The 20161-nt window shown below is 71.1% G+C and carries 16 protein-coding genes and 1 pseudogene; 7 read left to right on the forward strand and 10 right to left on the reverse strand.

The genetic code is table 11. The features are described 5' to 3' along the window. Nucleotides 1-108: 108 nt before the first annotated feature. The 6 genes and pseudogenes from JG540_RS05980 to JG540_RS06005 all read right to left on the reverse strand — a co-directional run bounded on the left by JG540_RS05980 (nt 109) and on the right by JG540_RS06005 (nt 7499). Nucleotides 109-993, reverse strand: a complete 885-nt coding sequence (locus JG540_RS05980) for a TrmH family RNA methyltransferase (RefSeq protein WP_407648295.1) — start codon at nt 991-993, stop codon at nt 109-111. A gap of 197 nt (nt 994-1190) precedes the next feature. Beyond that, nucleotides 1191-3083 (reverse strand): annotated as a pseudogene (locus JG540_RS05985) (ABC transporter ATP-binding protein); the annotation flags it as partial. Beyond that, nucleotides 3080-4828 (reverse strand): ABC transporter ATP-binding protein, encoded by a 1749-nt coding sequence (locus tag JG540_RS05990; protein WP_200274742.1) that lies wholly within the window; start codon nt 4826-4828, stop codon nt 3080-3082. The gene JG540_RS05990 and the pseudogene JG540_RS05985, both read right to left, overlap by 4 nt. A 63-nt stretch (nt 4829-4891) precedes the next feature. Further along, nucleotides 4892-6028, reverse strand: a complete 1137-nt coding sequence (locus tag JG540_RS05995) for an SPFH domain-containing protein (protein WP_200274743.1) — start codon at nt 6026-6028, stop codon at nt 4892-4894. 82 nt (nt 6029-6110) lie between these two features. Continuing rightward, on the reverse strand, nt 6111-6578 hold the full coding sequence (locus JG540_RS06000) for an NfeD family protein (RefSeq protein WP_200274744.1): 468 nt from the start codon (nt 6576-6578) through the stop codon (nt 6111-6113). Between the two features lie 138 nt (nt 6579-6716). Next, complete coding sequence (locus JG540_RS06005) at nt 6717-7499, reverse strand: ABC transporter ATP-binding protein (RefSeq protein ID WP_200274745.1); 783 nt, start codon at nt 7497-7499, stop codon at nt 6717-6719. An 85-nt stretch (nt 7500-7584) separates the two neighbouring features. Between JG540_RS06005 and JG540_RS06010 the strand changes: the two genes are divergently transcribed. Then, entirely contained in the window at nt 7585-8289 is a 705-nt protein-coding gene (locus JG540_RS06010) for a hypothetical protein (RefSeq protein WP_325132678.1), read from the forward strand. Between the two features lie 131 nt (nt 8290-8420). On the opposite strand, the gene glgA is transcribed toward JG540_RS06010, so the two are convergent. Then, nucleotides 8421-9638 carry a glycogen synthase gene (gene glgA, locus JG540_RS06015; protein WP_200274746.1) on the reverse strand — a complete coding sequence of 406 codons (1218 nt, stop codon included), beginning with the start codon at nt 9636-9638 and terminating at the stop codon, nt 8421-8423. A gap of 310 nt (nt 9639-9948) precedes the next feature. On the opposite strand from glgA, the gene JG540_RS06020 reads away from it, so the two are divergent. The 6 genes from JG540_RS06020 (at nt 9949) to serB (ending at nt 15924) form a co-directional block, all read left to right on the forward strand. Continuing rightward, complete coding sequence (locus JG540_RS06020) at nt 9949-10686, forward strand: response regulator transcription factor (protein WP_200274747.1); 738 nt, start codon at nt 9949-9951, stop codon at nt 10684-10686. After that, the gene (locus JG540_RS06025; RefSeq protein WP_200274748.1) at nt 10683-11666 is read left to right on the forward strand and encodes a sensor histidine kinase; all 984 of its coding nucleotides are present in this window, start codon (nt 10683-10685) and stop codon (nt 11664-11666) included. Before JG540_RS06020 ends, JG540_RS06025 begins: the two co-directional genes overlap by 4 nt. Nucleotides 11667-11794: 128 nt before the next feature. Continuing rightward, nucleotides 11795-12415 (forward strand): hypothetical protein, encoded by a 621-nt coding sequence (locus JG540_RS06030; RefSeq protein WP_200274749.1) that lies wholly within the window; start codon nt 11795-11797, stop codon nt 12413-12415. A gap of 8 nt (nt 12416-12423) precedes the next feature. Beyond that, a complete protein-coding gene (locus tag JG540_RS06035; RefSeq protein ID WP_200274750.1) occupies nt 12424-13683 on the forward strand; it encodes an OmpA family protein in 1260 nt (419 codons plus the stop codon). 211 nt (nt 13684-13894) lie between these two features. Then, complete coding sequence (glgC, locus tag JG540_RS06040) at nt 13895-15139, forward strand: glucose-1-phosphate adenylyltransferase (protein WP_200274751.1); 1245 nt, start codon at nt 13895-13897, stop codon at nt 15137-15139. An 80-nt stretch (nt 15140-15219) separates the two neighbouring features. Next, a complete protein-coding gene (serB, locus tag JG540_RS06045) occupies nt 15220-15924 on the forward strand; it encodes a phosphoserine phosphatase SerB (protein ID WP_200274752.1) in 705 nt (234 codons plus the stop codon). Between the two features lie 147 nt (nt 15925-16071). On the opposite strand, the gene JG540_RS06050 is transcribed toward serB, so the two are convergent. The 3 genes from JG540_RS06050 to JG540_RS10740 form a co-directional block, all read right to left on the reverse strand. Then, nucleotides 16072-16548 (reverse strand): SixA phosphatase family protein, encoded by a 477-nt coding sequence (locus JG540_RS06050; RefSeq protein WP_234042704.1) that lies wholly within the window; start codon nt 16546-16548, stop codon nt 16072-16074. Nucleotides 16549-16609: 61 nt separating this feature from the next. Then, nucleotides 16610-17446 (reverse strand): SDR family oxidoreductase, encoded by an 837-nt coding sequence (locus JG540_RS06055; RefSeq protein WP_200274754.1) that lies wholly within the window; start codon nt 17444-17446, stop codon nt 16610-16612. 4 nt (nt 17447-17450) lie between these two features. After that, complete coding sequence (locus JG540_RS10740; RefSeq protein WP_456048977.1) at nt 17451-20117, reverse strand: SDR family oxidoreductase; 2667 nt, start codon at nt 20115-20117, stop codon at nt 17451-17453. Between the last annotated feature and the right edge of the window lie 44 nt (nt 20118-20161).

Here is a 20161-nt window from a genome sequence, read left to right on the forward strand (position 1 = left end):
ACCCAGGAGCGCAGGCACAGCCTGCGGCTGCGCGAAGGTCGGCCCGCTCCCCATCTAGGGAGCGGGCCGACAGCCGTCTAGGACACGCCTTACAGAAGCGGCTGGCGCTCAGTCAGGCACGCGCAGCGCCCAGAAGGCCACCGCCGCCGCGGCCGCCACGTTCAGGGAGTCCACGCCCCCGGACATCGGGATGCGCACGACGGCGTCGGCGGCGCTAATGGTGCGCTGGGCCAGGCCGTCCCCCTCCGTGCCCAGCACCACCGCCACCCGGGAGCCTGCCTCCGTACAGGCCGGGGAGGCCGTGAACTCGTCCAGGCTCACCGAGTCGTCGCTGAGCGCCAGCGCCGCCACCGTGAAGCCCGCCGCGTGCAGCTCGTCCAGCGCGGGCCAACGCTCGATACGCGTCCACGGCACCTGGAAGACCGTGCCCATGGACACCCGCACGCTGCGCCGGTACAGCGGGTCCGCGCACTGCGGGGTCACCAGCACGGCGTCCATCCCCAAGGCGGCGGCCGACCGGAAGGCCGCCCCCACGTTCGTGTGGTCCACCAGGTCCTCCAGCACCGCCACCCGCCGGGCACCTGCCCCACCCCGGGCACCAGCCAGCACCTGGCTCACGGAGGGCAGCGCGGGGCGGTGCATGGCCGCCAGGGCGCCCCGGTGCAGGTGGAAGCCCGTGATCTGGCGCAGCAGCGGCTCAGGGGCCACCAGCACCGGCACCTGCCCGCCGTCGGCCCGCCCGCCGGTGCCGGTGGCGGCGGCGATAAGCGGCCCCGACTCCTCCAGGTAGCGCTCCGCCATCAGGAAGGAGCGCGGGGCGTGCCCGGCCTGCACCGCCCGGGCGATCACCTTGGAGGACTCGGCCATGTACAGGCCCCGCTCCGTCTCCAGGCGACGGCGCAGCGCCACGTCCGTCAGGCTCGTGTAGTCCTCCAGCAGGGCGGCGGTAGCGGGCTCGCCCAGCCCCTGCAGGCTCTCCAGCTTGATGATCAAGACGTCCTCCCCAGGCGTGCGCCGTCCCTGCTCTCCCTGCTCTCACAGGCCTGCCCGGACTGCCTGGAGTCCCCAGGCTTTCCAGTGTTCCCGGCCTGGCCGGTGCCCCCAGGCGGCAGGGCCCCCGGCTCAGCGGCCTGCCCCTCAACGGAGGCCTTCCCCTCCGCGACGGCAGGCCCCTCGAACTGGCCCTGGTAAAGCTGCCAGTAGGCCCCGCGGCGGGCAAGCAGCTCCTCATGGCTGCCCTGCTCCACTATGTCCCCCTCCTCCATCACCAGGATCACGTCCGCGTCCCGGATAGTAGAGAGCCGGTGGGCGATCACAAAGCTGGTGCGCCCCTGCCGCAGCCCCACCATGGCCTGCTGCACCAACAGCTCGGTGCGCGTGTCCACCGAGCTGGTGGCCTCGTCCAGCACCAGTACCTGGCGGTCGGCCAGGAAGGCGCGGGCGATCGTGATCAGCTGCTTCTCCCCCGCCGACACCCCGGCGCCGGAGTCGTCGATCACCGTACCGTATCCCTTGGGCAGGGCCGAGACCACGTGGTCCACGCTGGCGGCACGGGCTGCGGCCAGCACCTGCGCCTCCCCCGCCCCCGCGGCCCCGAAGGCGATGTTCTCCGCGATCGTGCCCTCAAACAGCCAGGTGTCCTGCAGCACCATACCGATCTGGTTCCGCAGCTCGTTGCGCGGCACCTGGCGGGTGTCCACGCCGTCCAGCAGGATCCGGCCCCCCTGGGGGTCGTAGAAGCGCAGCAGCAGGTTCACCAGGGTGGTCTTGCCCGCCCCCGTGGGACCCACGACGGCCACGGTCTGTCCCGGCTCCACCACCAGGTTCAGGTCCTTGATGAGCTCCCTGTCCGGCGTGTAGGAGAAACGGACGTGCTCAAAGACCACCCGCCCCTGCACGCGCTGGGCCAGGTGCTGCGGCTGCGGCGGCTCCTCCTCCTGGGGGACGTCCAGGATCTCCAGGACGCGCTCCGCGCTGGCTGCCCCGGACTGCAGCAGGTTGGCCATGGCCCCCAGCTGGGTGACCGGCTGGGTGAGCTGCTGGGAGTACTGGATGAAGGCCTGCACGTCCCCCAGGGTCATGCGCCCCTGCGTAACACACAGGGCCCCCACCACCGCGATCAGCACGAATCCCAGGTTGGCCACCACGCGCATGGCGGGCTGGATGGTCCCGGAGATCCACTGGGCCTTGTAGGAGCTGTGGTAGAGGTGCTGGTTCTCCTGCTCGAACAGGCGGGAGAACTCCTCCTGCGCGGAGTACAGGGCCACGACCTCGTGGCCGGTGAAGGCCTCCTCCACCACCCCGCCGACGTCGCCGGTGGCCTCCCACTGCTCCTTGAAGTGCGGCTGGGAGCGCTTGGCGATCAGCACCGTGACTAGCACGGCCACCGGCAGGCCAGCCAGGGACACCAGGGACAGCTCCCCCGAGACGGTGAGCATCATGGCCAGCACGCCCAGCACCATGACCAAGGCGTTGACCGACTGGGACAGGGTCTGCTGCAGGGTCTGGGTGACGTTGTCGATGTCGTTGGTAAGGCGGGAGAGCATGTCACCACGGCTGCCCTGGTCGATGTAGGACAGCGGCACCCGGCTGAGCCGGTCCTCCACGTCAGAACGCATCCGCCTGCCTACGCGCTGCACGACCCCGACCAGGACGTAGCCCTGCAGCCACATGAACAGGGCGGAGACCCCGTACAGGGCGAGCACCTGGGCCAGCACCACCAGCAGGGCGGGCGTGTCCATGCCCTGCCCCACCACGACGCCGTAGGCGGGCACCATGGCCGCGTAGCCGTCCTCCCCGGCCTCCACCAGCAGGCGCACCAGCTCGCTGCCTCGGGTCCCCGGGGGCAGCCCTATGGTGGCCAGTCGGCTGGAGAGCACGCCAGCGAAGATGATGTCAGTGGCCCGCGCCAGCGCCTTGGGGGCCAGCACGTTCAGCACCACGGCGATTACGGCCAGCAGCACCGCCAGGCTGACCCGTGCCCGGTCCGGGGCCAGCACCTGGAGCAGGCGGCGCCAGGTGCCCTTGAAGTCCTTGGCCTTCTCCACGGGCCTGCCGCCGCGGGGCCCCGGTCCGTGGCTCATGCCGCCTCCTGCGCGCTGATCTGGGACAGGACGATCTCCTGGTAGGTGGGGCAGGAGGCCATCAGCTCCTCGTGCGTGCCGGTGCCCACGACCCGGCCCTGGTCCAGCACCACGATCTGGTCGGCGTGCCTGATCGAGGCCACGCGCTGCGCCACCACCAGCACCGTGGCCCCCTGGGTGGCTGCTGGCAGGGCCGCGCGCAGGCGGGCGTCGGTGGCCTGGTCCAGGGCGGAGAAGGAGTCGTCAAAGACGTACACCCCGGCGGGCCGCAGCAGGGCGCGCGCAATGGCCAGGCGCTGACGCTGCCCGCCGGAGAAACTGACCCCACCCTGGTCCACCTGGTGGTCCAGCCCGCCTTCCAGGGCCTGCACGAAGCCCGCGGCCTGGGCGGTCTCCAGGGCCGCCCACAGGGCTCCGTCATCGGCACCCGGCTGGCCGTGCTGCAGGGTGGAGCGGACCGTACCGGAGAACAGGTAGGCCCTCTGGGGCACGGTGGCGACGGCGGCGCGCAGCTCCTGGGGGTCCAGGTCACGCACGTCGACGCCGTCGACGGTGACCTGGCCGCTGGTCACGTCCAGGAGCCGGGGCAGGAGGTTGACCAGGGTGGTCTTGCCGCAGCCGGTGGAGCCGATCAGGGCGGTGGTGGTGCCGGGGGCCAGTGTCAGGCTCACGTCCTGCAGGGCGGGGGCCTGGGCCCCGGGGAAGCGGAAGGTGACCTGCTCCAGCCGTACGGTGCGGCCCCGGCCCGACCCGGTGAGGGCGGGCAGGTGGCGGGGCCGAGCGGGTGCGGTGATGGCGGGCCGGACCTCCAGGACCTCCTGGACACGTTCGGCGGCCACCTGGGCGCGGGGCAGGACCGTCGCGATCATCACGGAGATCATCACGGCGAACAGGATCTGCGTGATGTAGTTCAGGAAGGCGGTCAGGTCCCCCACCTCCAGGGCCCCGGACTCGATGCGTCGGCCCCCGAACCACAGCACGCCCAGGGAGGCCAGGTTCATGATGAGCATGACCGCGGGCATGAGCACGGCGAACAGGTAGCCGATGGCCAGGGCGGTGCTCGTGAGCTCCTCGTTGGCCCGGGCAAAGACCTGCTGGCGCTCCTGCTGCCGCACGAAGGCGCGGATCACCCGCACCCCCTGCACCTGCTCGCGCATCACCAGGTTTATGCGGTCGATACGGGACTGCATCTGCTTGAAGTGAGGCAGCAGGCGGCTCATCAGTCCCCCGACCACCACCAGCAGGAGCGGGATCAGCACCAGCAGCAGCCCCGACAGCGGCACGTCCACCCGCAGGGCCATGAAGGTGCCGCCCACCAGCATGATCGGGGCCATGAGCATCATGGAGAACACCAGGAACACGACCATCTGGATCTGCTGGACGTCATTGGTGGCGCGGGTTATCAGGGTGGGCGCCCCGAAGCGGGAGACCTCCTCCACGTTCATGCGCTGGACGTGGGCGAACAGGTCCTGGCGCAGGTGGCGTCCCAGGCCCATGGAGGCCCGGGCCGCCAGGTAGGTCCCGCCGATGGCCACCAGGCCCTGCAGCGTGGTCACCACCAGCATGAGGACCCCCAGCCGCCAGATGCGACCGGTGTCTCCAGCCACTACGCCCTCGTTGATGATCCTGGCGTTCAGGGTGGGCAGCGTCAGGGCGGCGACGGTCTCCACCAGCTTGAGCACCAGAACCAGGATCAACGAGGCCCAGTAGGGTCCCAGGTAGCTGCGCAGCGTCCTGACAAGCACCGACTGATACTAGAACCGCGCCCCGGGGCACCGGGGCTCGGTTCGCTCAGAGCCGGGGTGGGCTCAGCGCTGCGGGGGCACCGGGGGCGGCAGCTGCTCGGAGCCGGGCTGCGGGTAGCCGACGCTGCCGTACTCGGCCTCGTCGGAGGCGGCGTCGGCCTCCTGGCGGGCCTGTGCCAGCGCCTCACGGGGGCTCTCCAGACGGGTGCGGGCCAGGTCCTCCGGCACCTCCAGGGCGGTGGTGTCCATACCGGACAGGTCCACCTGCACGTCCTGGGCCTGTCCGCTGAAGGCGGCCGAGCCGCCGGGGGCCTTGGCACCCTGGCCACCCAGCGCCGCGGCGATGCCGTCCAGGGCGGCCGTGAACTCGGTGGGCACGATCCACATCTTGGAGGAGGAGCCGTTGGCGATCTTGGGCAGGGTCTGCAGGTACTGGTAGGCGAGCAGCTTGGGGTCGGCGTTGCCGCGGTGGATGGCGTCAAAGACCGCCAGGATGGCCTTGGACTCACCCTGGGCCTTGAGGATCGCGGACTGGGCCTGGCCCTCCGCGCGCAGGATGGCGGACTGCTTGTCACCCTCAGCCGTAAGGATCTGGGACTGCTTGACACCCTCAGCCGTCAGGACGGCGGCACGCTTGTCACGCTCCGCGCGCATCTGCTGCTCCATGGCGCCCTGGATGGAGGCGGGCGGGTCAATGGACTTGAGCTCGACGTTGCTCACGCGGATGCCCCAGCGGCCGGTGGCCTGGTCCAGCACGCCCCGGAGCTGGCCGTTGATCTGGTCCCGGCTGGTGAGGGTCTCCTCCAGCTCCATGGAGCCGATCACGTTACGCAGCGTGGTGATGGTCAGCTGCTCGATGGCCTGCAGGTAGTTGGAGATCTCGTAGGTGGCCCGCTTGGGCTCAGTGACCTGGTAGTAGATGACCGAGTCGATAGAGACCACCAGGTTGTCTGAGGTGATAACCGGCTGGGGCGGGAAGGACACCACCTGCTCACGCAGGTCCACGGTGGCACGCACCCGGTCGACGAAAGGCACCAGGATGTGCATCCCGGCACCGAACTCGGCCTGGAACTTCCCCAGGCGCTCCACGATGATCGCGTAGCTCTGGGGCACGATCCGCACGGCCCGCAGCAGGGAGACCACCACGAAGACGAGGAACAGGAGCAGTACCGCTGCCAGGATCGTCTCAATACTGGGCATGTTTCTGCCTTTCTAGATCGTTGTGAAAGCTGCTTGTTTGAGGCCCGGCAGCCGGTAGGGGGCTGCCCGTGGCCGCGGCTGCCTACTGCTGCGGGGCCGCCAGGTGCGGTGCCTTAGGGGCGACGACGGCCACGGCGCCGTCGATCTCCACGACCTGCAGGGAGGCCCCGGTCTCGCAGACCCTCCCGGCAGCGGCCAGCTCCGGGGCGAGGCGGGCGCTCCACTCCTCACCGCCCAGCTGTACCCGCCCCCCGCGGGCGTCCACCGCGGTCAGGGCGGTGGCCCCACGGCCTACCAGGGCCGCCGCGTTGGTCTTCATATTCGGCGTGGTGCGTTGGATACGGCGCCGCGCCCAGGGGCGCACTGCTACCAGGAGCAGGGCGGATACGACCGCGGCCACCAGCACCTGGAGCCACACCGGACCACCCAGCAGCGCGGTCAGGGAACCGCCCAGGGCCCCGCCAGCGAGCATCAGGAAGGTCAGGTCCACGGTCAGGGTCTCGACGACGGCGAGGACCAGCCCCGCTGCGAGCCACAAGAGCCAAGCCATCAGAGTCCTTCCGACACAGGCTCGTCACCGTGACGAGCGAACGCCCTGATCCTATCAACGCGGCTCCGGGCCCGGGACTCCTCCTACAGGTGGAGGGTGGGCCGTGCCACCCGCCCCGGCGAGGTTCGCCTGCCCAGGTCAGGCCAGGCGGGCGGTGAACCGCCCCCGGTCCTGGCTGACCTCCAGGGGCAGCCCGAAGGTCTCGGACATGGTCTGTGAGGTGATGGCCTCGGAGACCGGTCCGCTAGCCAGCACCTTGCCCTCACGCAGCGCCAGGGCGTGGGTGAAGCCCAGGGGGATCTCCTCCAGGTGGTGGGTAACCAGCACGATCGTGGGGGCCCCCTTGCCGCCCAGGATCTCGGTGACTGCCGCCAGCAGCTCCTCCCGGCCAGCCACGTCCAGCCCTGAGGCGGGCTCGTCCAGGACCAGCAGCTCAGGGTCCGGCATAAGGGCCCGGGCGATAGCCACCCGCTTGCGCTCACCGGTGGACAGCTGGTCCCAGCGGCGCTCCGCCAGGGCGCTGATGCCCAGGGCCTCCAGCAGCGCCTCCGCCCGGTCGGTGTCCAGGGACTCGAACTCCTGGCGCCACACCCCGATGGTCCCGTAGGAAGCGGACAGTACCAGGTCCATGACCCGTTCTCCCGCGCTGATATGCGAAGCCAGGGCGGAGGAGGAGATCCCGATGCGGGGGCGCAGCTCCCCCAGGTCCACCTTCCCGAGGCGCTCCCCCAGGATGCTCACCGTGCCGGAGGAGGGGAACAGACGGGCGGCGGCGATCCGGGCGATGGTGGTCTTGCCCGCCCCGTTGGGTCCCAGCATCACCCAGTGCTGGCCCTCGGACACCTCCCAGCTGACATGGTCGAGGATCTGCACGGCGCCTCGCTTCAGGCACACGTCTTCCAGGCTCAGCACGTTGGTCATGGCACCAGCGTAGCCGCTGCCGGGGGCCCCGGCCCGGCGTGCCGGGCGCGTGTGCCCCCTGTACCGCCCCAGTATCGTCAGGGGCATGGTCCCGCTGTCACCTACCGAGCCGCCTGTCGCCGTGCTGCTGGCCCTGTGGGCCTCCTGCCCCTCCTCCCGGGGCCTGGACGTGCTGCAGGGGCCCGACGGCGCCCACGACGTGCGCCTGCCCTCCGGCACGAGCCTGCCGCTGGCCGAGCTGCTGCCGGGGCTGCGTCCGCTGCGCCGCGCCGTGGCCCTGCTGCCCTCCCCCGCCGCCCCGGTGGTGGCCAGCCCGGCGGCCATGGCAGCGGGCCAGGCGGTGCTGCTCACCAGCAGCAACGAGTCGCTGCTGCTGGTGCCGTGCGCTGTAGGCACCTCGACCACCTGGCTGGTGGAGGAGCTGGTGGCCCCGGTGCCGCAGCTGTCCGCAGGCCAAGCTCGTAGACAGGTGCAGGCGGCCCTGAACGAGGCGGTTGACGCCCTGGTGGCCCTGGACCTGGCCCGGGAGCGGCCGGAGCTGGCGGACCGCCTCAACGACGTCGTAACGGCGGTGCTGCCCCCGTCGCTGGTGCCCCCGGGCCTTGGCGCGCGCGACCGGGACCTGCTGGAGCGCTCGCTACGGCTGTCTGCGCTGTGCGAGCTGGCCCTGCAGGACGACGGCGCCGCCAGCACCGCCGCCCAGGCCAGCAGCCGTGCCCAGGTGCTGCGTCCCCTGCTGGACACCGCCAGGCAGGGGGTCATGGCCGCCACGGACTGGTGGGCGCGCTGAGTCCTCCCGCTGCCGCGCCCAGGTGCGGCGGGGCCCCTGCGGCAGGCAGCCGACGCCGGGGGACGCGCCGCCAGGACGCTAGCCAGCCCGTCATCTGGAGTCCGTCTGCTAACGGCGTCCGTGCGGCAGCCTCAGCCCCGGCTCAGGACCCAGTCGTAGACCGCCATGGTGCGCTGGGCGATCGCCTCCCAGGAGAAGTGCTCCTCCACCCGCTGGCGCGCAGCCGCCCCCATCGCGGCGGCCCGCTCCCGGTCCATGACCAAGGCCGTCAGGCGCTCAGCCAGGTCCGCCTCGAAACGGGCCGGGTCCTTGGGGGTGCCGGTGCCGTCCTGCACCTGGTCGATAGGCACCAGCAGACCCGTCTGCCCGTCCACGACCACGTCCGGGATCCCGCCGGTGGCTGAGCCCACCACCGGCAGCCCCACGGCCATGGCCTCCAGGTTCACGATCCCCAGGGGCTCGTACACGGAGGGGCAGACGAACACGTCCGCCGCGGCCAGCACCGCGATCAGCTCCGGGCGGGGCAGCATCTCCTCGATCCCGACCACGCCGGTGCGCTTCTCGCGCAGGCCAGCCACCAGGGCCTCCACCTCAGCCTTGATCTCCGGGGTGTCCGGGGCGCCGGCGCACAGGACCACCTGCACCTGCTGGGGCAGCTGCTCCAGGGCGCGCAGCAGGTGCGGCAGGCCCTTCTGGCGGGTGATCCGGCCGACGAACACGACCGTGGGCCGCTGCGGGTCAATGCCCAGGCGGGCCAGGGTGGCGGCGGCCGCAGCCAGCTCTTGCTCCCCCTGGGGGCGCACCCAGGAGTCCAGGTCGATACCGTTGTGCACCACCTTGACGCGCTCCGGCTCCACCTTGGGGTAGCAGCGCAGGATGTCCTCACGCATCCCGTTGGAAACGGCGATGATCGCTGCCGCTGACTCGTAGGCGGTGCGCTCGGCCCAGGAGGACAGGGCGTAGCCGCCACCCAGCTGCTCGGCCTTCCAGGGGCGCAGAGGCTCCAGGGAGTGGGCGGAGAGCACGTGCGGGGCACCGTGCAGCAGGGAGGCCAGGTGCCCGGCCAGGTTCGCGTACCAGGTGTGCGAGTGGACGATGTCGGCCCCCTCGCAGCCCGCCGCGATCTCCAGGTCCACCCCGAAGGTGCGCAGCGCGGCGTTGGCCCCCTCCAGCTCAGCCAGCTCCGGGTAGCCGGTGACGCCGGGCTCGGCGTCCTGCCGGGGCCCACCGAAGGCGTGCACGCGCACGTCGGCCAGGGGCCGCAGCACCCTGGCCAGCTCGTCTACGTGCACCCCGGCGCCCCCGTAGATGAAAGGCGGGTACTCCTTGGTCAGCAGGTCGACCCTCACAACCGTCTCCTCACTACGCACGTCACGCACGTGGCACCAACCGCACGCAGTTAAGGTCCGCTCCCGCCCCGCGCCGACGGCTACAGGCACCGTCAGGAACGACTCTAGCGTGTGGACCGCCCCCTGGCCGCGCTTTGGGACCCCACCCGCCCCGGCCTGCCGCGCTCCCCGTTTTGTTCCTGAGATGTCAACCCCATACTTCCCCATTCGCCCCGGCCTGCCGCGCTCCCCGGGACCGTCTCTGAAACCGGGGCGGGAGGGGGCCCCGGCGTGTAGATTCAGAGCGCATACGCCCAGGAAGGACACCCGTATGCCCGCGCCTGCCCGATCCCTAGGGGCCACCCCGGCTGGAACCGTGCTGCTGGTGGACGACGAGGCGCCGATCCGCGGCTCCCTAGGCCCCTACCTGGAGCGCAGCGGCTACCGGGTGCTGCTGGCCAGCGACGGCCTGGAGGCCCTGGACCTGCTCTCCGGCTACGACATCGACATAGTGGTCACCGACGTGCTCATGCCCCGCATGGACGGGCGCGAGCTGGTGCGCCGCCTGCGGGCGGGAGGCACCTGGACCCCGGTCATCATGCTCACCCAGCTTGACGCCTCCTACGAGCGTGTCTCCGCCCTGGACGACGGTGCGGACGACTACCTGTCCAAGCCTTTCGACCCCGCCGAGCTGACCTCACGTATCCGCGCCGTGCTGCGCCGTACCCAGGGCATGACCCAGCCTCTGACGGCAGCCACCCGCCTGGTGGCCGGGGACCTGGTGCTGGACCGGACCGCCCGGCGGGTGGAGCTGGCGGGCCGTGAGCTGAGCCTGACGCCCAAGGCGGTCACTCTGCTGGACTACCTCATGAGCCACCCCGGCGAGCTGCACACCCGGGAGGCGCTGCTGTCGTCCCTGTGGGGCATCGACTTCGCCTCCTCCACCCGGGCCGTGGACCACCGGGTGCGGGAGATCCGCCAGGTGCTCGGTGACGACGCCTCCGCCCCCACCTACATTGAGACCGTGCCCTCCGTGGGCTACCGCTTCCGCGCGCAGGTACACGCATGAGCGCTCCCGCTCCCCCACGCGGCCAGCGCCTGCCCGCCCCCAGCCGCCACGCGGTGCTGTCGGGGGCGGGCACCCTGGTGCTGGTTGGCCTAGCGGCCCTGGCCCTGTACCAGGGCGCCAGCGGGCTTGAGCTCACGCTGCGCTCCTCCCTGTGGCAGGTGGTGCTGGTGGCTGGAGGGCTGGCCTGGTCCGCAGGGGCCGGCCTGTACGCCCTGCACCTGCGTGCCCTGCGCTCCCAGGCCCGCCTCCGCGAGGAGCTGCACCAGCAGGCACGCGACCACCACCGCCAGTTCCTGCGGCGCCTGGACCACGAGCTCAAGAACCCCCTCACCGCCGTGCGCGCGGCAGCCGCCGACGCCGCCAGCAACGCCCCTGGCGCCATCGCCACCAACCTGGAGGTCATCGAGTCCCAGTCCCGCCGCATGAGCAGGCTGCTGACCGACCTGCGTAAGCTCGCCGACCTGGAGACCGCGCCGCTGTCAGTTGAGGACGTGGACCTGGCCGAGACCGTCACCGACGCCGTCGAGGCCGTCACCCAGGAGGCGCAGGCCCACGGGGGCCGGGCCCACGTCCGCCTGGACCTGCCCCAGGTCCCCTGGCCCCTGCCCCACGTGCGTGGTGACGGTGACCTGCTGTACTCGGCGATCTACAACCTGGTCTCCAACGCCGTGAAGTACACCCCGCCCGGTGGCGTGGTCGAGGTACGCGGTCGTGAGGACCAGGGCCTGGTGACCATTGAGGTCGCCGACACCGGCATAGGCGTGCCCCCAGCGGAGATAGAGACGGTCTTCCGGGAGCTGGGCAGGGCCTCCAACGCCTGCGGCCTGCCCGGCTCAGGACTGGGCCTGGCCCTGGCCCGCACCATCGCCGAGAGGCACTGCGGCCTGTTGGGCATGAGCTCGCGCGAGACCGTGGGCACCAGGGTGTGGCTCACCCTGCCGGTCAGCGGCCCCCGCACCAGCGCTGATGATGTCGCGTAACTGCGACAGCCGGGCGACCCGGGGGCGACACCCCGGCAAATAGACTCCTAGTAACACAGGTCACACAGCAAACCCGGCCCAAGCACCTCCGGCCAAGCTCTCAGCGCCACCGAGAAACAGGAGTCACCATGAGCCTGACCACCCGCACCCTACGTCTGGCTGCCGCCCTGGCTGCAGCCCTCAGCCTGACGGCCACCGCCGCCTGCGAGGTCAGGCTGACCGCCAAGGACGATCCCAGCCCCGCCGCAGCCAGCCCTCAGGCAGACGCCCCTACGCAGGGCACCGCGGCACACGCCGCGGAGGACGCCACCGCCAACGGTGCACCAGGAGGGGCAACCGCGCCCAGCGTCCAGCCACCCGTCCAGCCACCAGCCCCCGGCGGCGCCCCCAGTGCTGAGGGGCAAAGCGCCCCGGAAGCCACCTGCCCCTGGCTGGCCCAGGAGGCTGAGGGCAGCTCCCCCGTGACCGCGCCTGGCCCCCACTACATACTCAACCAGAACCACGAGGAGCTCTGGATCCAGAACGACCTGGAGCAGCTCACGGTGCTGTCAACCAACAACGAGGTCGCCGTGAACAAGGTGGACCACATCGTCGTGTCCGGCCAGAACGCCACCGTCTACGCCTGCAACGTCAAGACCATCACCATTGAGGCCCGGGCAGGCAACGCCGACATCTACTGGGGAGGCACCACCCCGCCAGTAGTCCACGACCACGGCCACAACACCGACGTCGAGCCCTACAGGAAGTAGGCCCTGACATGCGCACCACACTCACCGCCCTCAGCGCTGCGGCAGCGCTAGGCGCCAGCTCCCTGGCCCTGAGTGCCTGCTCCGCCAGCACCCCGTTCAGCCAACCCGCGCCCAGCGCCCCGGCCAGCCAACCCGCTGCCAAGGCGTCCGCCACAGCCGCTGGTCCCGCGCAGGGCACAGGTGCCACCAGCGCGGGCACCGCCAACGCCCCCGGACCCACCGTGCCCGGCTACGCCTACGGGCAGATCCCGCCCGTCCCCCTGTTCACCGTCCCGGACCTAGGGACCCTGACCGCTGACCGGGGAGCCTTCCCCACCAGCCTCACCAGCCCACTGACCTCCGTGCCCGGCGTCACCGTCGGCCCGGCCCGCTGTGACAGCGCCGGGGTGATCACCACAGGCTCGTCAACGACCGTCCTCGGGGGCGACGGCTCAGGCACCTACCAGGACAGCTCTAGGACCATCGTCAACTACGGCGACGGGGCGGGCACCTACACCGACGGCGCGGCCACGGTCGTGAGCTACGGGGACGGGTCGGGAAGCTACACCAGCCCCACCGTGTCAGCGGTCCTGTACGGGGACGGTTCGGGCAACTACACCGACCAGACCCGCTCCGTGGTCGTCTACGGCGGCGGCGCGGGCACCTACTCCAACAGCCAGACCACTGAGACGATCACGGTCTACGGCGGCGGCTCAGGCACCTACACCTCAGGCGCGGGGGTCTCCATCACCAACTACGGAGACGGCTCTGGCACCTACACCGCCCCCGGGATCACGATCGTCAACTACGGGGACGGCACCGGCACCGTCAACGGCGTGTCCGGTGTCCAGATGGACCCCCTGGCAGCTGTCGGTGACATCGGCTCACTGCCGAAGATGGCGGCCTTCAGCCCGGTGGAGTCCTGCGGCACCGTCATAAGCCTGGACTCCTCCCTGCTGTTCGACTTTGACTCCTACCAGCTGCGCCCCGAGGCCCAGGAGGTCCTACGCAACCTGACCACCGTGCTCAACGAGGCCCAGGCACCCCAGGCCCAGGTCGTGGGACACACTGACTCCCTGGCGGACGACGCCTACAACCAGACCCTGTCTGAGCAGCGCGCCCAGGCCGTGGCCAGCCAGCTGCAGGCCAACGGCGCCACCACGAGCCTGACCGTCACCGGGTACGGGGAGACCAGGCCGGTTGCGCCCAACACCAATGCTGACGGCTCAGACAACCCCGCCGGGCGCCAGCTCAACCGCCGCGTGGAGATACTCGTTCCCTCGTTCTGAGGCACGCCCTGCCGCTGCCCGCCCAGCGCCCCGGCCTGGGCGGGCAGCGGCACGTACCGGCCCGGCCACCTGTAGGCTCCTGGGCCTGCGAGGCCGTTCAGGACTGTACCTCTGCTGAGGGCTCCTGCCAGTGCGCAGGCAGGCCCTGCTAACCGCCCGGACCTGCCTCATTTGGCCTCCCAGGAACCCCTGCCCAAAGTAGGGTATGACCATGGCTTCTCCACGCGTCCTGGCAATCATTCTCGCAGGCGGTGAAGGCAAACGGCTTATGCCTTTGACCGTCGACCGCGCCAAGCCTGCAGTGCCTTTCGGGGGTATCTACAGGCTGATCGACTTCTCCCTGTCAAACATGATCAACTCAGGTTTCCTGAAGGTCGTGGTGCTCACCCAGTACAAGTCCCACTCGCTGGACCGGCACATCTCCAAGACCTGGCGCATGTCAGACATGCTGGGCAACTACATCGCCCCGGTCCCGGCCCAGCAGCGCGTGGGCAAGCACTGGTTCCTGGGCAGCGCGGACGCGATCTTCCAGTCCCTGAACCTGCTCGACGACGAGCGGCCCGACTACGTCGTCATCACCGGGGCGGACAACATCTACCGCATGGACTTCTCCCAGATGCTGGAGCACCACATCGCCTCGGGACTGCCCCTGACGGTGGCGGGTATCCGCCAGCCGCGCTCCCTGGCTGACCAGTTCGGCATCATCGAGACCGACCCGGGCGACCCGGGCCGTATCAAGGCCTTCGTGGAGAAGCCCAAGGAGACGCCGGGACTGCCCGACTCCCCTGACGAGGTGCTCGCCTCCATGGGCAACTACATCATGAACGCCGACGCGCTCCTGGAGGCCGTTACGGTGGACGCGAGCATCGAGGAGTCCAAGCACGACATGGGCGGCAACATCGTGCCCTGGTTCGTGTCGCAGCAGGCTGCCGGGGTCTACGACTTCAAGGACAACGACATCCCTGGTGCCTCGGACCGCGACCGCGACTACTGGCGGGACGTGGGTACCGTGGACGCCTTCTACGAGGCCCACCTGGACCTCATCAGCGTCAACCCCGTGTTCAACCTCTACAACTCCAGCTGGCCGCTGTTCGCGGGCTACACCAACTCCATGCCGCCGGCCAAGTTCGTCTACGGCTACCACGAGCGGCTGGGGCACGCCATCGACTCGATCGTCTCCCCCGGGGTAATCGTCTCCGGCGGTGAGGTCATCTCCTCGGTGCTCTCCCCCCAGGTCCGGGTCAACTCCTGGTCCTCGGTCCGCGAGTCGGTGCTGATGGACGGCGTCATGGTGGGCCGCAACACGGTGGTCAACCGCGCCATCCTGGACAAGTACGTGCGTGTGGAGGAAGGCGCGATGGTTGGTATCGACCACGAGCACGACCGGGCGCGCGGCTTCACCGTCACCGAGTCCGGCATCACCGTGGTGGCCAAGGGCCAGGTGGTCACCAGCTGAGCCCCAGGTGCCCCGCCCCGGGCGGGAGCATCCAGGACCTGCGTAGCGGGGGCCGCCTCGGCTCCCGCTACGCTCTGTCTATGGCCACTGAGTCTCTGGGCGCCGCCCCCGCCACCCCCCGCACCACCGGGGCCCTGACCAGCGGGCCCCTGACCACGCAGGGGCCCGGGCTGCTGGTCATGGACATTGACTCCACCCTGATCGAGCAGGAGGTCATTGAGCTGATCGCCGAGCACGCTGGCACCCGCGACCTGGTGGCGGAGGTGACGGAGCGGGCCATGCGCGGCGAGCTGGACTTCGCCAGCTCCCTGCGGGAGCGGGTGGCCACTCTCCGGGGACTGCCCGTCCAGGTGCTGGAGGAGGTGCGGGCACAGGTGGTGCCCACCACCGGAGCACCGGAGCTGATCGCGGCCCTGCACCAGCGCGGCTGCCTGGTGGGGGTGGTCTCGGGCGGCTTCGAGGAGGTGGCGGTCCCCCTGGCGCAGGATCTGGGCATAGACCACGTGGCTGCCAACCGCCTGGAGGTCCAGGACGGCCACCTCACCGGCCGGGTGCTGGGGCGGGTGGTGGACGGCACCGAGAAGCTCCGCTGCCTGCGGGCCTGGGCCGCGCAGCGCCAGGTGCCTATGGCACGCACCGTGGCTGTGGGTGACGGCGCCAACGACCTCGCCATGATCGCGGCCGCCGGTCTGGGGGTGGCCTTCTGCGCCAAGCCGGTGGTGCGGGAGCAGGCACCCGCCAGCGTCAACGTCCGCGACCTGCGGGCGGTCCTGGAGCTGTTCTAGGCCGGTGCTCGCCTGCTGGGCAGGCCGCGGCTCAGGCAGGTGCCCACAAGCCCCAGCAGCCACTGGCAGCCCCTGGCGTTCCCCGGAGTACCCCGGCGGCTAGTACCCCCGCCTGCCTGGTGCGCCGTCGCTTGTACCTGAGACCTCTCAGCGGCGGGTGGTGAATACCTCCCGGATGCGGGCGGACCCGATCTGCAGCTGCGCCCAGGTGCTGGACACCTCGATCACGACGGCGGTGGCGGTGGGGACCCCGAAGGAGATCTCCGCGGCCTGGGCGTCGTCGGCGTCGTGCAGCAGACGGGCCAGGGAGGAGATGGTGGGCTCGTGCCCCACCACCGCGACGGCGCTGGCCGTCTCCGGAACCGTGTTGATGAGGTCCAGGACGCCACCGGGACCGGTCTCGTAGATGGCGGGCTCCACCCGCGTCTCCTCCGGGGCCAGGTGGGCGGCTAGAGGGGCAGCGGTCTGGCTCGCCCGGGCCGCCGGCGAGACCAGCAGCAGGTCCAGGCTGCCCACCCGGTGCGCCAGCTCCTGGGCAAGGGCCTCAGCCATCTCCCGGCCCCGCTTGGTCAAGGGGCGGTCGATGTCGCTCGGCGCGTCATGGGAGGCCTTGGAGTGGCGCACGAGGACAAGGGTTCTTAGGGTCACGTAATCAGGTTACGGCAAGGAGGTGGGCGGCTCCGACTCAGCCGAGGCTCAGCGTGCCTCCGCCGTCGCAGGGCAGCACCTGTCCGGTGACCCCAGGCAGCGCCCCGGACAGCAGGGCGAGCACGGTGCGGGCGGCCGCGGCAGGGTCGGCAGGGTCCCAGCCCTGGGGAGCCCGTCCGGCCCAGTCCTCAGCCAGCTGGGGGAACCCGGGGATCGCCTGCGCGGCCGGGGTACTGAGCGGCCCCAGGGAGACCGCGTTCACCTGGACGCCGCTGGGCCCCAGCTCAACCGCCAGGCCGCGCACCGCGGACTCCAGGGCGGCCTTCAAGGGCCCCATCCAGCCGTAGCCCTGGTGCACGTGGCCCGTGTCGAAGGTCAGGGCCACCAGGCTCCCGCCCGGTCCCAGCAGGCTGCGCAGGCCCTCCGCCAGGGCCACCAGGCTGGCAGCAGACACCGTGAAGGCCTGTTCCAGGAGCCGGGCCCGGGTGGCGGTCTCCAGCGGCTGCGCACCGGGCAGGAGGCTGCCCAGCAGACTGGCGTCGGCGTGGGCGACGGCGTGCAGCACGCCGTCCAGCCGTGTCACGCCCCGCGCCTGGAGCTGTTCGCGCAGCTGATCGCCGGAGCCCGGGTCGGCCGCGTCCCAGCTGAGCACAGGTTCCGTGACCCCCAGGCGCCGGGCCTGCGCCGTCGTGAGCCGGGCGGTGGCGGGCGGAGCGGTCAGCAGCACCCGGTCCCCGCCGCGCTGGGCCAGGCGGGCGACGGCGGTAGCGACGGAGCTGGGTCGCAGGACCCCGGTGACCAGGTAGACGGGAGCTGTCCCTGACTGGGTGCCAGCAGCCGCGGCAGGCTGGGGGGCGGGGTCCTGGGGGCTCATACCTCTAGCGTCCCATGCCCAGGCCACCGTCCACGGGCAGGACGGTGCCGGTGATGTAGGAGGCCGCCGGGGAGGCCAGGAACACCACGGGGGCGGCGACCTCCTGGGCGGTGGCCATGCGTCCGATCGGGGTGGCCGCCACGTGCGCCTCCCGCACCACGGTGGGCAAGGAGCTGGTCATGTCCGTGGCCACGAAGCCTGGGGCCACCGCGTTGACCGTGATGCCACGGGGGGCGAGCTCGCGTGCCAGGGAGCGCACCAGGCCCTCCACCCCGGCCTTGGCGGCGCCGTAGGCCACCTGCCCCACCCCGCCCCGCGAGGCGACCACGGAGGAGACCAGCACTATGCGGCCCGAGCGGGCCCGCATCATCTGCGGCAGTACGGCACGCACGGTACGGAACACACCGGTGAGGTCGGTGTCCAGCATGGCCTCCCAGGTGGCGTCCGAGGTCCGGGCCGCCAGGGAGTCGCGCGCGATCCCGGCGCAGGCCACCAGCACCTCCACAGGGCCGTACTCGGCCTCCGCCCGGGCGACGGCCTCAGCCAGGGAGGTCTCGTCGGTGACGTCGGTGGCCAGGCCGAGCGCCCCCTCCGGGACCTCACCGCTGCGGGACAGGCCGACGACGTGCTCACCGGCCTCCAGCATCGCCTGGGCCACCGCACGGCCGATCCCCCGGGAGGCGCCCGTGACCAGCACGGAACGGGGACGCTCCGAGCGGCTGCGGGGCGCGGTGCGCGGGCTGGGCAGGGCGGCAGCGGCAACCGCAGCAGCGGCACCGGCGGCAGCAGCGGCAGCCTCCGGCACCTGCGGGGCTGTCTCCGGGACGGTGTCAGACTCAGGCTCCAGGGCAGGCTTGGGCTCTGGAGCAGGCTCGGACTCGGGGGCGTACGGAAGCTCCGGGGCGGTTTCTGGGGCCGAGTCCGGCTGCAGATCCGTGGTCCGTGCCGCTTCCTCCTGCGTCTCTGCTAGCGCCTCGGACTCCAGGGCAGGCTCCGACTCTGGCACGGTTCCAGCCGCCTCCTCGGGCGCAGTGACGGGCTCCGGCTCAGCCTCCCCCGCAGGTCCCTCCTCCGGCTCATCGAGTTCCGGGTCAGTCTCCACTGCGGGCTCAGGCGCCAGCTCGAAGGCAGCAGCCTCCACATCTGGCTCACCCGACACAACCTCAAGCTTGGAGCCACCGGACTCCGCCTCTGCCTTATCGAACGCCACCTCAGGCTCTAGCGCGGGCTCCTCCTCAGATGCAATGGCCTGCTCAGACTCCGCCTCCACCACAGGGTCAGGCGCCAGCTCGAAGGCAGCAGCCTCCCGCTCTGCCAGCGACTCGGACTCAGGTACAGGCTCCGCCTCCGGTGCGGTCTCCTCCGCCTCCTCAGGCTCAGCGACTGGCTCCGGTGCAGGCTGCGGCTCACCGGGCTCCGACCCGACCTCCAGCTCCGGCTCGGGTGCCAGCTCGAAGGCAGCAGCCTCCGCATCCGGCTCACCAGGCTCAGGCCCAGAGCCACCGCTCCCCGCCTCTGCCTCTGCCTCTGCCTCTGCCTGTGCCTCATCGGACAGCATCCCAGCCTCAGTCTCCAGCGCCTGCTCGTCGTCCTCCGGCGCAGCCACGCCATTCTCCCGCGCAGGTGCGCCGGACTCCGGCTCCGGCGGCAGAGCCAGCACATAGCCGTACTCAGTAGGGCTCAAGTTAGCCAGATCAGGCACCTGGCGCTCACTGCCCGCCTCGCCCGCAGCCTCCTGCACGAGAACGCCGTATGAAGTGCCGCTCAGCTGCTCCGCTGGTGGCAAGGACGGCTCGTCAGCCTCCGCCTGCACGGCGCTGTCCGGGCTGCCAGCGGGACTCCCAAAGCCGGAGGCCACCGGCTCCACACCCTGATCCGAGACCTCATCGGGCTCGTCAGCCGTGGCCGCACCCACCTGGCAGGCCCAGTCCGGGGAGTACCCCACAGGCGCCGGGCTGGCCCCAGGAGCAGGAGCAGCATGCCACCCGCCCGTGCACCAGGAAGGAGCCTCTCCCCCCTGCTGCTCGGTCTCCGCCTGGTAGGCCAGCACCTCCGGCGGCACCACCACAAGCACCGGAATGGTGTCCCCGCGGGCTGACTGGGCCTCGATCTGCTCCGGATCAAGCCCCTCCACCCCGAAAACGCTCTCCACGGGCGCGGCCTGCGCCCTCTCCCCCTCCGGGACCGCCAAGGCTGGGGAGGACGCAGAAGGCGCCGTGTCCTCCGACCCCTCCGCAGGGGACTGGTCGTCCCGGCCAGTAGCGAAGGCGTCCACGGCGTCCGGCCCCGGCTCATCCAAGCCCGCTGTCAGCTCGGAGGACAGCTCCGGCTCTGCCGCCTCCTCCGGACCTGCGGCTACTACCGGCTGAGACGCAACCACGTCTGCGCTCTCCGGCTTCACGACATCCACGGCCGCCCACTCAGCCGGGTCCGCAGTCTCCGGGGCAGACTCCGCCGTCTCCGCAGAGTCATCCGGGTCCTCCAGCCCCGGCAGCCTGGTGCAACCGTCTAGGGTACGGTCCTCCGGGCGCTCCGCCGCGGCCGGGCGCAGCGGCGCCCACACCAGGGCAGGCATCTCCTGGGTCGGATCATCGATCATCTCAGGGCTCCCGCTCCTGTCAGGCGACCAGGGGCGGGCAGGGACGGCGTCAGGCAGGGACCAGGAAGGCATGGGTAAAGCCTACGTGTCTCGAACCACTAAGAGGAGCAACCTGC

It is taken from the genome of Actinomyces weissii, from assembly GCF_016598775.1.
Taxonomy (GTDB): Bacteria; Actinomycetota; Actinomycetes; order Actinomycetales; family Actinomycetaceae; genus Actinomyces; species Actinomyces weissii.

What these genes read in the sequence shown, in the direction of transcription:
- JG540_RS10740 (WP_456048977.1), bottom strand. Translation starts at nt 20,117, where the DNA reads ATGCCTTCCTGGTCCCTGCCTGACGCCGTCCCTGCCCGCCCCTGGTCG.
- glgC (WP_200274751.1), top strand. Translation starts at nt 13,895, where the DNA reads ATGGCTTCTCCACGCGTCCTGGCAATCATTCTCGCAGGCGGTGAAGGC.
- JG540_RS06000 (WP_200274744.1), bottom strand. Translation starts at nt 6,578, where the DNA reads ATGGCTTGGCTCTTGTGGCTCGCAGCGGGGCTGGTCCTCGCCGTCGTC.
- JG540_RS06010 (WP_325132678.1), top strand. Translation starts at nt 7,585, where the DNA reads ATGGTCCCGCTGTCACCTACCGAGCCGCCTGTCGCCGTGCTGCTGGCC.
- JG540_RS05995 (WP_200274743.1), bottom strand. Translation starts at nt 6,028, where the DNA reads ATGCCCAGTATTGAGACGATCCTGGCAGCGGTACTGCTCCTGTTCCTC.
- JG540_RS06030 (WP_200274749.1), top strand. Translation starts at nt 11,795, where the DNA reads ATGAGCCTGACCACCCGCACCCTACGTCTGGCTGCCGCCCTGGCTGCA.
- JG540_RS06020 (WP_200274747.1), top strand. Translation starts at nt 9,949, where the DNA reads ATGCCCGCGCCTGCCCGATCCCTAGGGGCCACCCCGGCTGGAACCGTG.
- JG540_RS06035 (WP_200274750.1), top strand. Translation starts at nt 12,424, where the DNA reads ATGCGCACCACACTCACCGCCCTCAGCGCTGCGGCAGCGCTAGGCGCC.
- serB (WP_200274752.1), top strand. Translation starts at nt 15,220, where the DNA reads ATGGCCACTGAGTCTCTGGGCGCCGCCCCCGCCACCCCCCGCACCACC.
- JG540_RS06025 (WP_200274748.1), top strand. Translation starts at nt 10,683, where the DNA reads ATGAGCGCTCCCGCTCCCCCACGCGGCCAGCGCCTGCCCGCCCCCAGC.
- JG540_RS06005 (WP_200274745.1), bottom strand. Translation starts at nt 7,499, where the DNA reads ATGACCAACGTGCTGAGCCTGGAAGACGTGTGCCTGAAGCGAGGCGCC.
- JG540_RS06055 (WP_200274754.1), bottom strand. Translation starts at nt 17,446, where the DNA reads ATGAGCCCCCAGGACCCCGCCCCCCAGCCTGCCGCGGCTGCTGGCACC.